Origin of the sequence: Streptomyces katrae (assembly GCF_000966975.1) — a bacterium.
In the GTDB taxonomy this organism is placed as follows: domain Bacteria; phylum Actinomycetota; class Actinomycetes; order Streptomycetales; family Streptomycetaceae; genus Streptomyces; species Streptomyces katrae.
Window position 1 is genome coordinate 1 of sequence record NZ_JZWV01000507.1, and the last position, 14,327, is coordinate 14,327.

Consider the following 14,327-nt stretch of genomic DNA (forward strand, 5'->3'; position numbering starts at 1 on the left):
CGGGGAGAAGGCCCCGCGCAGCGGCCCCCCAGCCCCGCCCCGCAGGGAAGCGGCGGCGGCGCCGTCAGTGCCGGAAGAAGATCCGGTCCCCGTACTCCCGCATGACCCGCCCGTTCCACTCGTGCCCACCGTCGACGTTCCCCGACCGCAGCAACGGCGGCTCCACCCCCCGAGCGGCCAGCTCCCCGGCCGCCGCCGCCATCACCGCCTGCATGATCGCGCTCGTCACCACCGTCGACGCGGGAGCGAACGGCGCGTCGATGCCGTCCGCCGTCAGCTCCGCGTCGCCGACCGCGATCTTGCTGTCGAGGACGATGTCGCAGTGGTCCTTCAGGAAGGTCCCCGACACGTGCCGGGACTTCGTCTCCGTCGCGTAGGCCACCGACGTCACGCCGATCACCTTCAGCCCCAGCGCCCTCGCGTTCATCGCCATCTCGACCGGCAGTGCATTGCGCCCGGAGAGCGAGATGACGACCAGCACATCCCCCGCGGAGGCCGGGCTGCTGTCCAGGACCGCACCCGCGAGCCCGTCGACCCGCTCCAGCGCGCTGCCCAGCGTGGCCGGCATGACGTCCACGCCGGCCGTGCCCGGTACCGCGAGGAAGTTCATCAGGGCCAGCCCGCCGGCCCGGTAGACCACGTCCTGCGCGGGCAGCGAGGAGTGCCCGGCGCCGAAGGCGAACAGCCGGTTCCCCGCCGCGACGGCCTCGGCGATCACGGTTCCGGCCGCGGCGATCCGTGAGCCCTCCTCGTCGCGCACCCGCTCCAGCAGGCCGATGGCGGCGTCGAAGAACTGCCCGGCCAGCTTGCTCTCGCTCATACGCCGTAGGCCCTTCCAGGGTGGGGTGCGGTGGATGCGTCGTCGGTGGTCCGCCGCTCACCGTGCGGTCTGGACCAAGGACGTGTCAATACGGGCGTCAATCCGGCGTCGGTCCCGAAGCGGAAGCCCTGCGCACCGGACCTCCCGGGCTGCGCGCCCGGCCTCCCGGCAGATGTCCCGTACGGGCCTTGACGTCAGGCGCGGGACGGTTGTCGGCCCGATGCGTCAGAATTGGGGACAGGGCCAGCGCACGCAATCCGAGGGGCACGAATGTCCGGACTGATCGATACCACGGAGATGTATCTCCGCACCATCCTCGAGCTGGAAGAGGAAGGCGTGGTCCCCATGCGCGCCCGGATCGCCGAGCGGCTGGACCAGAGCGGGCCCACGGTGAGCCAGACGGTGGCGCGCATGGAGCGCGACGGCCTGGTGGCGGTCGCCAGCGACCGGCACCTGGAGCTGACCGACGAGGGCCGCAAGCTGGCGACGCGCGTGATGCGCAAGCACCGTCTCGCGGAGTGCCTGCTCGTCGACGTCATCGGCCTGGAGTGGGAGCAGGTGCACGCCGAGGCCTGCCGCTGGGAGCACGTGATGAGCGAGGCGGTGGAGCGGCGCGTCCTGGAGCTGCTGCGCCACCCGACCGAGTCCCCGTACGGGAACCCGATCCCGGGCCTGGAGGAGCTCGGCGAGAAGGCCGAGGCCGACCCGTTCATCGAGGACGGCATGGTCAGCCTGTCCGACCTGGACCCGGGCAGCGAGGGCAAGACGGTGGTCGTCCGGCGGATCGGCGAGCCGATCCAGACGGACGCCCAGCTGATGTACACGCTGCGGCGCGCGGGCGTGCAGCCCGGCTCGGTGGTGAGCGTGACGGAGTCCCCGGGCGGGGTGCTGGTGGGCAGCGGGGGCGAGGCCGCCGAACTGGACTCGGACATCGCCTCGCACGTGTTCGTCGCCAAGCGCTGACGCGGGCCGCGGCCCCGCGGCGACCGCGTCGCGCGCATCCGGGCCGCACGTGCCGCCCTGTCGTACTCGACCTGTCGCAGTTCCCTGAAGACGAGTGGTCCCGGCGCCTCGCGGCGCCGGGACCGTCCTCCCCTGGCTGACCTGGAGCCCCGAGCTCTCAAGGTCATCCCCTTCGGACCGTCTTCCCCGAGCGGCCCGCCTCCCTGTTGAAAGGATCTCCATCGGCAGCGGCGGCCAATCCTTGAGCAAGGTCACTCGAAAGAGCGGTGTTGTCGGCGAGACGCCCGTTTTCGAATACGGGTTCGATAGTCTGGCCGGGAGCGAAGGGGGTGCATCCTCGGTGGTTCAGCGCATCGATGTCACTGCAGCCGACGGCGTCCGACTGGCCGCCTGGGAGTTCCGTGATCCGCCGGCCGAGCCCCGGCAACCGGCGGTCCTGTTACTGCACGGCCTGATGGGGCGCGCCTTCCACTGGGCCGGCACCGCGAGCTGGCTGGGCGAGCACCGCCGCGTGGTGGCCCTGGACCAGCGCGGGCACGGCCAGAGCGAGCATCCGGCGACGAACGGCCCGGGCGGACCCGGCGGGCCGGCCGGCCCGGGCGTCCTGCGGGGCCTGAGCGGCCCGACCGGCTTCGGCGCTCCGCCCCCGGGTGCCGGCGCCCCGCCGCCCTCCCTCGGCCGTGAGGCCTTCGTCGCCGATGCCGAGGCGGCCATCGAGCAGCTCGGCCTCGGCCCGGTCGTGCTCATCGGGCACTCCATGGGCGCCCTCACCGGCTGGCAGCTCGCCGCCCGCCGCCCCGACCTCGTCCAGGCCCTGGTGATCTGCGACATGCGCGCCTCCGCGCTCGGCGAGGCCTCGCAGCAGGAATGGGAGGAATGGTTCCGCCGCTGGCCGCTGCCCTTCCCCACGCAGGACGCCGCCCGCCGCTGGTTCGGCGAGGACGACCCCCGGGTGGAGCGTCCCGATCCCGGCCGCGGAGCCTTCTTCGCCGAGGTGATGCACCAGGCCCCGGACGGCTGGCGGCCCCTCTTCTCCCGCCGCCAGATGCTGACGGCCCGTGAGACCTGGGTGCACGACGCCCACTGGGAAGAGCTCGCCCAGGTCCGCTGCCCCACCCTCGTCGTCCGCGGTCTGGACGGCGAGCTGGGCCGCGCCGAGGCGCAGGAGATGGTCCGCGTCCTCCCGGCCGGCCAGTACGCCGAGATCCCCGACGCCGGCCACTACGTCCACTACGACCAGCCGGCCGCCCTGCGCGCGGCACTGGAGCCCTTCCTGGAAGGGGTCGCGGGCATGGCCTCCAGATGACGGGGCCGGACCCCTGCTCACGCTCACCCGATGGGGTGGATCGCGGCCCTCCAGTGAGCGCAGCGCGGCCCGCCGCGCGTGCCCGGCCGCGGCGGCCCCAACAGGCTGTGGCCTGTCCCGTGGGAGCCGCCGGCCCGCTGCACACCGGCGGTGAGCAGCAGACGAAGGGTCTCCATGTCCAGGTCCCCCCTCACCTCCGCCTCCATCTCCGCCTCCGCCTCCACGTATCAGCCCCCCTCCGGCGGCAGGAGGCCCCGGCGCCGCAGAGCCGCCGGGGCCGTCGCCGCCGGGCTGGCGCTCGTCCTGGCCCTGCCCGCGACCGCACTCGGCGCGGCGGGCGACCTCGATCCGGCCTTCGACGGGGACGGCAAGGTCGTCACCGACTTCGGGGGCGGCGGCTACGACGAGAGTCGCGGCATGGTGATCCAGGCGGACGGCAAGATCGTCACGGTGGGCACCACCGTCCCGGCGGCGGGCGGCTACTCCGACTTCGCGCTGGCCCGCTACAACCCCGACGGCAGCCTGGACCCCACCTTCAACGGGGACGGTGACAACGACGGCAGGATCCAGACCGATCTGCGCGGCGGTGACGACGTGGCCGACGCGGTGGCGGTCCAGTCCGACGGGAAGCTCGTCGTGGCCGGCTACAGCTCGGAACCCGACGCGGCCGGCTCGTTCACCGTCGCCCGCTTCAACCCCGACGGCAGCCTCGACACCAGCTTCGACGGTGACGGCTCCACCTTCACCGACTTCGGCACCGCGGGCCCGCAGGAGGCCTTCGGGATCGCGATCCAGGCCGGCGGCGCCATCGTGGCCGCGGGCACGAGCGGCACGGACGTCGCCGTGGCCCGGTACAACGCCGTCGACGGCAGCCTGGACACCGGCTTCGACGGAGACGGCAAGGTCATCACCGGCTTCGCCGGCGGCTCCGCGACCGCGTACGACGTGACGCTCCAGTCCGACAACAAGATCGTCATCGCGGGCCGCGCCGGATACAACTACCCCTCCAACGACTCCGACTTCGCGCTCGCCCGCTACAACCCGAACGGCAGCCTCGACACCACCTTCGACGGCGACGGCAGGGTCACCACCGCCTTCGCCGGGCCCGACGTGGCCAACGGGGTCAAGATCCAGCCGGACGGGAAGATCGTCACGGCGGGCAGCAGCGGCTTCGACTTCGCGCTGGCCCGCTACAACGGCGCCGACGGCAGCCTGGACACCGGCTTCGACGGAGACGGCAAGGTCACCACCGACTTCGGCACCAACACCCTGGACGGAGCCGCCGACCTCGCGCTCCAGACCGACGGCAGGATCGTCGCCGCCGGCATCAGCGAGGCCGACTTCGGCGTGGCCCGGTACAACACCAACGGCTCCCTGGACACCGGCTTCGGCACCGGCGGCAAGGTCCACACCGACGTCTCCTTCGGCTACTTCGACACCGCCAACGCGGTCGCCCTCCAGTCCGACGGAAAGATCGTCGTCTCCGGCAACACCGGCGACGACCGCGGCCTCGTCCGCTACCAGGCCGTCACCCCGCCGCCCCCGCCCGGCGTCGACCTCGCCGTCACCAAGACCGGCCCCGCCTCCGTCAGCATCGGCGACCAGGCCACCTACACCGTGACGGTGACCAACACGAGCACCACCACCGCGGCCACCGGAGTCACCCTGACGGACACCCTCACCGGCCCCGGCACCCTCCTGTCCGCCACCCCCGCCCAGGGCACCTGCACCCTCACCGCCACCACCGCCAACTGCACCCTCGGCACCCTCGCCCCAGGCGCCCGGACCACGGTCAAGCTCCTGGCCGAACCCCGCGCCACCGGCACCCTCTCCGACCGGGCCACCGCCTCCGCCACCCAGACCGACCCGGCGACCGCCAACAACACGGCGACCGCCACCAGTACCGCCAACAACGCCCACGGCTGCACGATCATCGGCACCAGCGGCGCCGACACCCTGAACGGCGGCTACGGCAACGACGTCATCTGCGCCCTCAGCGGCAACGACACCGTCCGCGCGAGCTACGGCAACGACACCGTCTACGCCGGCCCCGGAAACGACAACGTCGACGGCGGCTTCGGCGACGACACCCTCATCGGCGGCCCCGGCAACGACACCCTGACCGGGTACTACGGAAGCGACCGCCTCGACACCGTCGACGGCATCTCCGGCAACGACCGTGCCGACGGCGGCCCCAACACCGACACCTGCACCACCGACCCGGGCGACACCCGCATCAGCTGCCCCTGAGCCCCACGGCGCCGCCCGCCGACAGGACGGGCATCGATCAGGATTCGAGAAGCACGGTGTGGTCGGCGGCTCCTAGCCTTCTTCTCACAGGGAAAGCACCGACCACACCCCAAGGAGCAGGACATGAAGGCACACGTCAGCTCGATCCTCCTCGGCGTCCGGGACATGGACCGGGCCAAGCGGTTCTACACCGAGGGCCTCGGCTGGAAGGTCCGCAGCGACTTCGGCATCTCGGTGTTCTTCGAGTCGGACGGCGCCTCGCCCGTCGGCTTCTACGGCCGTGAGGGCCTGGCCGCCCAGGTGGGCACGGACCAGGAGGGCAGCGGCTTCAGCGGGCTGGTCCTGACCTACGTCGTCCGCAGCGAGGCCCGGGTCGACGAGGTCATGGCGGAGGCCGAGCAGGCCGGCGCCAAGATCCTCAAGCCCGCCGGCGCCCTGCCGTGGGGCGGCTACGGCGGCACGTTCGCCGACCCCGACGGCTACATCTGGAGCCTCGGCTACAGCGCCCAGGGGACCGACCAGCCGTACGCCGAGTAGCAGGAGGGGATTTTGAGGTCCGGACCCGCGTCGAGCCGCCCGAGCCCGTGCGCGGATCTCAGACCCCGATCCGCACCCAGGAATCCCCTGCCCGCAGCCACAGGACGCCGTCACGGCCCTGCCCGCACCGCAGCCGGAGCGGCCCGGGCAGGCGCAGCTTCTCCCGGCCCGTGACGGTCCATGTCCCGTCGGCCAGTTCGGCACGGGTCAGGGTGGTGGTGTGCTCGCCGTGGTCGCGGCGGGTGAGGACGGCCCGGTCCCCGCGCACGGCGAGGCCGTCGATCCCCCTCTCGGGGCTGCGGAAGGTGGCGAACTCGCCGGTCGCGGAGACGATGCGGGTCAGGTAGGTCCCCTCGTGGCTGTACCAGGCCAGCCACACCGCATCCCGCTCCGTGGCGGCGGTGAGGCCTTCGAGGGGCTGGGAGGGCAGGCGCCCGGCAGGGGCCCAGGTGGCAGCCCCCCTACTGCTCCAGCCGGCCAGCCCGGCCCCGGACTCCGGGTGGTGCCCGTAGATGCCCTCGTCGCCGTAGGCGGTCCAGATTCCGCCGCGCCGGTCGGTGACCAGCGCCGGAATGTCGTCCCCCACGCAGAACGCGCGCTCGACGCCGCGGCCGTCGGCCCCGTGCACCACCGCGTTGGGCTCCCAGCGGCCCCCGTCACCCTGCCGCGTGCGGCCCTGCACCAGCAGGAACCGGTCGCCCGGCAGCAGGGCGAAGTGGCCGACCCACGGGTCCATCCCGAACACCAGGGTCCGTCGCTGGACCACCCCGCCCCCGGAGACGAACACCACCTCGCCGTCGAACCGCTCCCGCGCGTGCCACACCCCGTAAGAACGCTCCAGGAAACGTTTCTGCACCAGCAGGACGGCGATCCCGCCCTCCGCCCGCGCGGTCCACGACAGGGCCCGCCACCCGGCCCGTACGTCCTCACCGGGCAGGCTCCACACGACGTCCAGCTCACCGACAGCAGCCACAGCCGCCCACCTTCAGGACTCCGGGGGCCGACGCCGCCCGAAGATCCCCACGCTACAGCTGCCCGTCATCCGCACCCGCACCCCACCGGTTGAGCGTCTCCGTCCTGCCGTCATAGGTCAGCCAGGTCCCGTCGCCCAGCGGGCGGACGTACCCGGCCACGGCGCCGTCCGGGTAGTCGACCCGGCCGCGTATCCCCAGGGTGTGGGCATCGAGCAGCCAGTGCCCCGCCTGATCCGGGAACTCCTCGTCTTCCGGTACCGGGACGATGACGGTGCCGGCGTCCACGAAGCCACAGGTGTAGTCCCAGCACGGCCGGTCCCCGAACTCGTCCGCCTCCGGCTCCGCCTCCGCGAGGACGTCGCCGTCCAGGGCGTGCAGCCGCAGGTCCGCTCCGTAGTGCTCGAGGGTGAGGTAGCCCGCGTGCCCCGGGTGGACGTCGATCAGGATCCGGTCCATGGTCTCGTTGAGGTCCCAGGAGGTCAGCCGCTCGCCGTCCCACCGCGCCCAGTACAGCAGGATGCCGTCCTGGCCCATGCCGATGGACAGCCCCATGTGGATCCCGTCCGGGTGGGAGACGTGGTGCGAGCCGGCGGTCGCGCTGTCCAGCGCCAGCCGGGCCAGCTCCCGCCCGTCTTGGGCGTCCAGCACGACCCAGTACTCCTGCTCCTCGTGCACGACGTGCGCCCACACGAACAGCCCGTCATCCGACACCCGGCAGGACCCGTGCTCCGACCCCCGGCACACCTCCTGCTCGTCCCCGCTGTGCGGATGCCCCAACTCCGGCCCCCAGCACCCGTGCCGGTACTCCCAGAGCACCTCCCCGCCCACTCCGACGGCCCGCACGGCCCGCTGCCCGGAGAACACGGCGAACGCCCCGTCGGGACTCACGGAGTGCACCCCCCGGTCCCACCCGGACCAGGGCAACGCAAAAACGGCGGCCGGCGCCCGCTCCCCGCCCAGCAGCTCGTCGAGGTCGTACACCTCCAGCTCCTGCCCGTTCCGCAACAACGCCCGCCGAGCCCCGCCACACCGGCTCTCGAAGGCGAACCCATTGACGAGCGCGCCCCCACCCGGCAGCCCCACCGAGCCCCGCAACTCCGCATTGATCGACATACCCCGAAGCTAACCCCCGCCTCTGACAGCCCGGCGTGCCCGACCGCGCGGGAACGCTTCAGCGCCTTGAGCGGACAATGGCCGCATGGACCCCCTGCTGCACCTCGACCGCACCCTCGACGATCTGGACCCGCCCGGCTGGGGGTCTCCTGCCGACGGTGCGACCGGTCTGGTGCGCAAGGTGCACGCGCTTCGGCGCGTTCCCTTGAGGGAACTCCGTCCGGCTGGTCTGCTCACCCTCGTCTCGCAGCAGGTGGCACTGCCGTACGTCCTCCCACTCGCCGTGCGGCTACTGCTGGAGGAGCCGCTCCTTGACGCCTACTTCTACGAGGGGGACCTGCTGCACGCGGTGGTCCGGGCCCCGGCCGGCGCCTGGGCGGTGCTGCCCGACCTGGACGCCCGGCTGCGCGCCGTGATCCGCGCACTGCCCGAGACAGCGGTCGCCGACCTGCCGTCCGGTGTCGCCGAGGAACTGGCCCGCTTCGCCGCGCGCCCCTGAGCAGCCGCGTATGGATTCTCGTCACCACCGGTTCGGGCACGGGCGCCGAGTTCGCTGCCGGACGTCGAACAACGAGTCAGACGGTGTAGGGATACAACTCCACTGTCGCGGTTGTAAGGATGATTCGCTCGCCAACCGGCGGGGGGACGACGGCTTCCCAGTCGACCAGGACGATGTCCGAGGCCAGTCGGAGCGCCACGACGCCGTCGTCATCCACCGATTCCACCAGGGCGCAGATTGTCACCACAGAGCGTGGACGGCCGACCAACGCGTCCGCCGGGCGGTCGGCCGGCTGCCATGTCGTGACCGGTTCCGGAATATCGATCTCTACATGGGCGGAGCCGTCCGCGGGCAGGTCCCCGTGCCAATGGCCCCACGCCTGCCCAATTGAACTGCTGAAGGTTACTTCGTTCGAAGTTCCCTCGATTGCTTGCACGTTGACGATATGCACGGTCCTCACCTCAATCCGAGTGGCATGCGAACCATGGTGTTGTCCACGATGCAGATGTTCGTAGCGGTCGTCGTCCAGTCCGCTGAGGAACAGGACCGCGTACTCGGCGCCCTCGTGATACCACCGCACCCTCACGTACGACGTCATCGTCCCGTTCCCGCCTCTGCGCGTTGCGGCAGGTCCATGCCGACGACCCAGTATTCGTACGCCCCAGGGGGTGGCAGGCCAGTGGCCTGCCACCCCCTGGGGCGGAGAGGGCGGGGTCAGCCCTTGCTGACCGCCGTCAGGATTTCCGGGAGCTTGCGGGACACCGTGGGGGAGGCCAGGCGCAGGCCCGTCCAGGCGGCCAGGGTGCCCCAGGCGATGCCCGCCGGGAGGGTCAGCCAGGCCAGGGTGCCCGGGGTGTCCGACAGGCTGACCCAGATCGCCAGGGCGATCACCGGGGCGCTGACCACCGCCGAGGTGAGCATGCCGCCGAAGATGCCCAGCCAGGCCAGGCCCGCCTGGCCCGGGGCGACGTTCTTGAAGGCGCCCTCCGTCGGGATGGAGTACGGGAAGTGCGCCGAGGCCAGCGCGCCCGTGCACAGCATCGCGCCCAGCAGGCCCAGCCCCAGCCCGAGGGCCGCCGGGAACTGCGCCCAGTCGCCGACCAGCGCGGCCGTGGCGACGGTGACGAGGACGGTGTACGGGACGGTGACCAGGGCCAGCGCCCCGGCGCGGGCGCGGAGTTCCACGTACGCGTCGCGCGGCGAGGAGATGGTCTGGGCGACCATCCAGAAGGCGGAGGTGTCCTGCCCGAACTGGTTGTACATCTGGACGCCGAGCATCCCCGCGCCGAAGCAGGCCAGGTAGACGGAGCCGGTGCCCTGGAGGGCGTTGAAGACGGGGACGATCGCGCCGATCGCCAGCGCCGACACCCACGCCGACTTGGTCTTCGGGTCGCGGACCACGTAGCGCAGGGTGCGCTGCATCGCCGCGCCCGTGCGGCCGCCGGGGAGGAAGGACCAGGCGCCGCTGGTGCCGCGGTCCTTCTCCGGCTTGGCGGCGGCGAGGGTCGAGCCGTCCGGGGTGACCATCAGCCCGGTCAGGCTGCGCTCCCAGAACCAGAGGAGGAGGCCCAGGGCGGCCAGGGTGAGCGCGAGCTGGGCGGCGGCCTCGGCGTAGGCGCCCCGGCTCGCCGAGTCGACCATGCCGACCGCCGTCGCCGGGGGCAGCCAGCGCACGACCGCCTCGACCGGCTCCAGCGCCGACAGCCCGCCCGCCTGGAACAGGCGCTGGCCGGCGAAGTTGGCCAGCTGGGCGCCGATGGCGATCAGCAGGCCGCTGAGGAGGGCCAGGTCGCGGCCCTTGCGGCTGGTCAGGAGGCGGACGTTCGCCGTGGCCACGGCCCGGGCCAGGGCCACGCAGCCGAGGAGGAGGAGCGGGGCGCCGAGGACGGCCGCCACCACCCCCGCCGCGCCGTGCGTCACCGCGGCCACCGAGCCGACGGCCAGGCAGAGCGTGAACAGCGGGCCGAGCCCGACCAGCGAGGAGGCCAGCAGGGCCCGTACGAGCGGACGCGGGCGCAGCGGCAGCATCACCAGCCGGCTCGGGTCGAGGGTCTCGTCGCCACCGGGGAAGAGCAGCGGCATCACGGTCCACGACAGCGCGAGGATCGCGCCCATCAGGACGACGACGGTGCCGGCGTGGGCGTGGCCGTGCAGCAGGGACAGGCCCAGGGTGGCGAGCGCGGAGAAGGCCAGGGAGATCACCAGGCTGGTGATCCAGACGGCCTTGCGCTTGGAGGAACCCTTCAGCCCGTTGCGCATGAGGGAGAGCTTCAGGCGGACGAAGAGGGAGGTGAGGGATGCCTCGGCCGTGCCGCTCATCGGGCGCCGCCGAGCCAGTCGAGGGAGTCGCCGGCGGCGTGGTCGCGGGCGCCGACGAGTTCGAGGAAGGCGTTCTGCAGGGAGGGCGCGGAGCCCCGTACGTCGGCCAGCGGGCCGGCGGCGCGGATCTGCCCGGCCGCCATGACGGCCACCCAGTCGCAGAGCGACTCGACGAGCTCCATCACGTGGGAGGAGAAGACGACGGTGGCACCGGACGCGGTGTAACGTTCCAGCACTCCGCGGATGGTCTGCGCCGACACCGGGTCGACGCCCTCGAACGGCTCGTCCAGGAAGAGGACTTCCGGGTTGTGGAGGAGCGCGGCCGCGAGGCCGATCTTCTTGCGCATGCCCGTCGAGTAGTCGACGACCAGCTTGTGCTGCGAGCCCGCGAGGTCGAGGACGTCCAGCAGCTGGGTGGCCCGCTTGTCGGTCTCCTCACCGGACACTCCGCGCATGCGGCCCATGTAGCCGAGGAGTTCACGGCCCGAGAGCCGCTCGAACATGCGCAGGCCCTCGGGCAGTACCCCTATGCGCTTCTTCACCTCGACCGGGTCGGCCCACACGTCGTGCCCGGCGACCGTCACCCGGCCCATGTCCGGGCGCAGCAGCCCCGTCACCATCGACAGCGTGGTGGTCTTGCCGGCGCCGTTCGGGCCGACGAGGCCGATGAAGCGGCCAGCCGGCAGCTCCAGGTCGATCCCGCCGACGGCGACCTGCTCGCCGAAGCGCTTCCACAGCCCTTCTATCCGCACGGCGGCGGCGGACGGTGCGGGTCGCGCGCCGTCCGTTCCGCCCGTACCGCTACCGCCTGCCGCATAACCCTGGTCCGGCATGCGCCTGCCTCTCGTTCTCATCCCCGTGGTCGTACTTTCCTCACCATAGGAGGAGGGGGAGAGGGCGGAGCAGTTACGAATGTCATGAACTTGCGGACACGTATGTCAGCGGGCGCCGCGGTGCGGGAGGTGGTCCGCGGCCTCCGGTCTCCGGGCCGCGGCCCGCGGCCGTTACGCGTTGCGGCGGCCCCGGGCCGCGGCCGCCTCGCTGCCGCACGCGTACGCGAGGGCGTCGATCAGCTCCTCGGTGTCCGGCAGCCACCGGTTCGCCGGCGTGGGCTTGCGGGCCCACTGCACCGGCCCCTTGCCGCCGTAGCGGGTCGGCGGCGCCGCCACGTACTCGCCCTCGCCGCGCGCGGTCAGGTCGAGGGCGTGCGGCAGCCAGCCCAGCTTGCGCACCAGGTCCGGCACCTTCGCCCCGGCACCCGGCAGCACGAAGAACAGCATCCGGTGGTCGGGGGTGAGGGTGACCGGGCCGAGGGTGCGCTGCATGCGTTCCAGCCGGGCCAGCGCGAGGAAACCGGCGGAGTCCGGCACGTCCAGGGCGTCGAAGGTGCGGCCCGTCGGCAGCAGGATGGACGCGCCGGGGTGCTTGCCCCAGATCCTCCGCACGCCGACGGCGCTGCCCGAGGCCAGGGAGCGCCAGTCCTTCACCGCCGGGTGCGCGCCGGGCGCCGGGCAGTCGGCGACCCCGCAGGAGCACAGCTCCCGGCCGTCGCCGGGCTCCAGCCAGGTACCGGCGAAGACGTCCCAGTGCCGCTCTTCCACGTACCGCACGGCATGGTCGAGCAGTAGCTCGCCGCGCTGCTGGGGGATGGGTGCGGTCTCCGTGACTCCGATGGTCTCTTCCACGTGCAGCACAACTCCCGGGGCCACCGGGGGTTACGGGGATAAACGCGCGGGCCGGCGGTGCATCGATCCTGCACGCGGGGCGCACGGGTGCACGCGCGGGGGCGCGTAGGAGGCCGGGGCGCGGCCGTTGGGTAACGACACGTCGCAGAGAGGAAGATTCTCCGCACTTCAGGCGGGAAGTGATCATTCCAACGATCACCCGCGTCCCAGGGGGTTTTCATGGCAGCCAGGCCTCTCGTCGCCCGCCAGCCGAACGAACGGCTGCAGGCGCTCATCCAGGAAGCCGGGTGCTCCAATGCCGGGCTCGCCCGGCGAGTCAACATGTGCGGGGCCGAGCACGGCCTCGATCTCCGCTACGACAAGACCTCCGTGGCCCGCTGGCTGCGCGGCCAGCAGCCGCGCGGCCGGGCACCCGGCATCATCGCCGAGGCGCTGGGGCGCAAACTCGGCCGGACCGTCACCATCGACGAGATCGGCATGGCCAACGGCAAGAACCTCGCCTCCGGGGTCGGCCTGCAGTTCTCCCCGACCGTCGTCGGCGCCATCGAGCAGGTCTGCGAGCTGTGGCGCAGCGACGTCGGGCGCCGCGATTTCCTGTCCGGGTCGAGCGTGGCCGCGTCCGCGCTCGTCGAGCCCAGCCGGGACTGGCTGATCACCGGGGCCGATCCGCAGGTGGCCCGCAACGGCGGCTCGCGCGTCGGGATGTCCGACGTGGAGGCCGTACGGGCCACCACCCAGGCGCTGACCGACCTCGACCACCGCTTCGGCAGCGGGCACGTGCGGCCGGTGGTCGTGCACTACCTCAACTCCGTGGTCTCCGGGCTGATCGGGGGCTCCTACCGGGAGCCGGTGGGGCGGGCCCTGTTCGCGGCGGTGGCGCGGCTCACCGAACTCGCCGGGTACATGGCGGTGGACACGGGCCAGCCGGGCCTGGCCCAGCGCTACTACATCCAGGCGCTGCGGCTGGCCCAGGCGGCGGGGGACCGGGCGTACGGGGGCTACGTGCTGGCCGCGTCGATGAGCCACCTCGCGGCGGAGCTGGGCAACCCGAGAGAGATCGCGCAACTGGCGCGGGCCGCGCAGGAGGGGACGCGCGGGCAGGTCACGCCGAGGGTGGAGGCCATGTTCTACGCGGCGGAGGCGCGGGGGCACGCGCTGCTCGGCGACGCCCGCTCCACGGCGGTGCTGTCGGGCCGGGCGGTGACGGCGCTGGAGCGGGCCGAGCCGGAGTCGGGGGACGACCCCGTGTGGATCCGCCACTTCGACCAGGCCTACCTGGCGGACGAGCTCGCGCACTGCCACCGCGACCTCGGCCAGGCCGACGCGGCGGGCAAGCGGGCGGAGGAGGCGCTGCGCGGGCTCCCCGTGACGAAGGCCCGCCGGCGGGCCATCGGCCTGCTGCTGCTGGCGGCGGCGCAGGTGCAGCAGCGGGAGGTGGAGCAGGCCTGCCAGACGGCGGCGAAGGCCGCCGAACTGCTGGGGACGCTGCGCTCGCGGCGGGGCGCGGAGTACCTGGACGACTTCCGGGCGAGGCTGGAGCCGTACCGGGAGGAACCGGCGGTGCGGGAGTTCGGGGCGAGGCTGGAGGTTCAGGTGGCCTGACGCCGGCACGCCGTGACCGGGTAGCGTGACCCGACGGCTGCGCGGGTTCCCCACGGAGCGCGGACGTCGGAGAAGGCGAGAAGGAGTCCCGGTGACGGAGAACGGACAAGGGGGCGTCCCCCAGCCCGGGACGCCGCAGGCCGGGCAGCCGTGGGCGGCGCCCGGGTACGGGTTTCCGCCCGCGCAGGACCCGTACGGGCCGCCGCAGCCGCAGGGGTCCCAGGGGTCCCAGGCGTCCCAGGGGTACGAGGAGCAGGGT

Annotated in this window: 13 protein-coding genes; 6 read left to right on the forward strand and 7 right to left on the reverse strand. The window is 72.8% G+C overall.

What is annotated here, in order from left to right; all coding sequences use genetic code 11:
• Nucleotides 1-64: 64 nt before the first annotated feature.
• A complete protein-coding gene (locus tag VR44_RS18510) occupies nucleotides 65-820 on the reverse strand; it encodes an SIS domain-containing protein (RefSeq protein ID WP_045948641.1) in 756 nt (251 codons plus the stop codon).
• A 270-nt stretch (nucleotides 821-1,090) separates the two neighbouring features.
• On the opposite strand from VR44_RS18510, the gene VR44_RS18515 reads away from it, so the two are divergent.
• The 4 genes from VR44_RS18515 (at nucleotide 1,091) to VR44_RS18530 (ending at nucleotide 5,876) form a co-directional block, all read left to right on the forward strand.
• Complete coding sequence (locus VR44_RS18515; protein ID WP_045948642.1) at nucleotides 1,091-1,783, forward strand: iron-dependent transcriptional repressor DtxR; 693 nt, start codon at nucleotides 1,091-1,093, stop codon at nucleotides 1,781-1,783.
• 340 nt (nucleotides 1,784-2,123) lie between these two features.
• Nucleotides 2,124-3,089: an alpha/beta fold hydrolase gene (locus VR44_RS18520; protein ID WP_045948643.1), complete on the forward strand. Its 966-nt coding sequence runs from the start codon at nucleotides 2,124-2,126 to the stop codon at nucleotides 3,087-3,089.
• A 174-nt stretch (nucleotides 3,090-3,263) separates the two neighbouring features.
• Nucleotides 3,264-5,339 (forward strand): DUF11 domain-containing protein, encoded by a 2,076-nt coding sequence (locus VR44_RS18525; RefSeq protein ID WP_045948644.1) that lies wholly within the window; start codon nucleotides 3,264-3,266, stop codon nucleotides 5,337-5,339.
• Between the two features lie 123 nt (nucleotides 5,340-5,462).
• Nucleotides 5,463-5,876, forward strand: a complete 414-nt coding sequence (locus VR44_RS18530; protein WP_045948645.1) for a VOC family protein — start codon at nucleotides 5,463-5,465, stop codon at nucleotides 5,874-5,876.
• 58 nt (nucleotides 5,877-5,934) lie between these two features.
• On the opposite strand, the gene VR44_RS47310 is transcribed toward VR44_RS18530, so the two are convergent.
• Together VR44_RS47310 and VR44_RS18540 are read right to left on the reverse strand one after the other, a co-directional pair.
• The gene (locus VR44_RS47310) at nucleotides 5,935-6,849 is read right to left on the reverse strand and encodes a hypothetical protein (protein WP_045948646.1); all 915 of its coding nucleotides are present in this window, start codon (nucleotides 6,847-6,849) and stop codon (nucleotides 5,935-5,937) included.
• Nucleotides 6,850-6,901: 52 nt separating this feature from the next.
• Nucleotides 6,902-7,963: a hypothetical protein gene (locus VR44_RS18540; RefSeq protein ID WP_045948647.1), complete on the reverse strand. Its 1,062-nt coding sequence runs from the start codon at nucleotides 7,961-7,963 to the stop codon at nucleotides 6,902-6,904.
• Nucleotides 7,964-8,048: 85 nt separating this feature from the next.
• On the opposite strand from VR44_RS18540, the gene VR44_RS18545 reads away from it, so the two are divergent.
• Nucleotides 8,049-8,462: a contact-dependent growth inhibition system immunity protein gene (locus tag VR44_RS18545; protein WP_045948648.1), complete on the forward strand. Its 414-nt coding sequence runs from the start codon at nucleotides 8,049-8,051 to the stop codon at nucleotides 8,460-8,462.
• Nucleotides 8,463-8,538: 76 nt separating this feature from the next.
• Here VR44_RS18545 and VR44_RS18550 read toward each other — a convergent pair whose 3' ends face one another.
• The 4 genes from VR44_RS18550 to VR44_RS18565 form a co-directional block, all read right to left on the reverse strand.
• Nucleotides 8,539-9,060, reverse strand: coding sequence for a hypothetical protein (locus VR44_RS18550; RefSeq protein WP_045948649.1), 522 nt, complete (start codon nucleotides 9,058-9,060; stop codon nucleotides 8,539-8,541).
• A gap of 116 nt (nucleotides 9,061-9,176) precedes the next feature.
• Nucleotides 9,177-10,781 carry a hypothetical protein gene (locus VR44_RS18555; protein ID WP_045948650.1) on the reverse strand — a complete coding sequence of 535 codons (1,605 nt, stop codon included), beginning with the start codon at nucleotides 10,779-10,781 and terminating at the stop codon, nucleotides 9,177-9,179.
• Nucleotides 10,778-11,614 carry an ABC transporter ATP-binding protein gene (locus VR44_RS18560; RefSeq protein ID WP_045948651.1) on the reverse strand — a complete coding sequence of 279 codons (837 nt, stop codon included), beginning with the start codon at nucleotides 11,612-11,614 and terminating at the stop codon, nucleotides 10,778-10,780. The genes VR44_RS18555 and VR44_RS18560 overlap by 4 nt, the downstream gene beginning before the upstream one ends.
• A 171-nt stretch (nucleotides 11,615-11,785) precedes the next feature.
• The gene (locus tag VR44_RS18565; RefSeq protein ID WP_045948653.1) at nucleotides 11,786-12,466 is read right to left on the reverse strand and encodes a bifunctional DNA primase/polymerase; all 681 of its coding nucleotides are present in this window, start codon (nucleotides 12,464-12,466) and stop codon (nucleotides 11,786-11,788) included.
• Nucleotides 12,467-12,685: 219 nt separating this feature from the next.
• Between VR44_RS18565 and VR44_RS18570 the strand changes: the two genes are divergently transcribed.
• The gene (locus VR44_RS18570) at nucleotides 12,686-14,068 is read left to right on the forward strand and encodes an NsdA family TPR-like regulatory protein (RefSeq protein ID WP_045948652.1); all 1,383 of its coding nucleotides are present in this window, start codon (nucleotides 12,686-12,688) and stop codon (nucleotides 14,066-14,068) included.
• The last annotated feature ends 259 nt before the right edge of the window (nucleotides 14,069-14,327 follow it).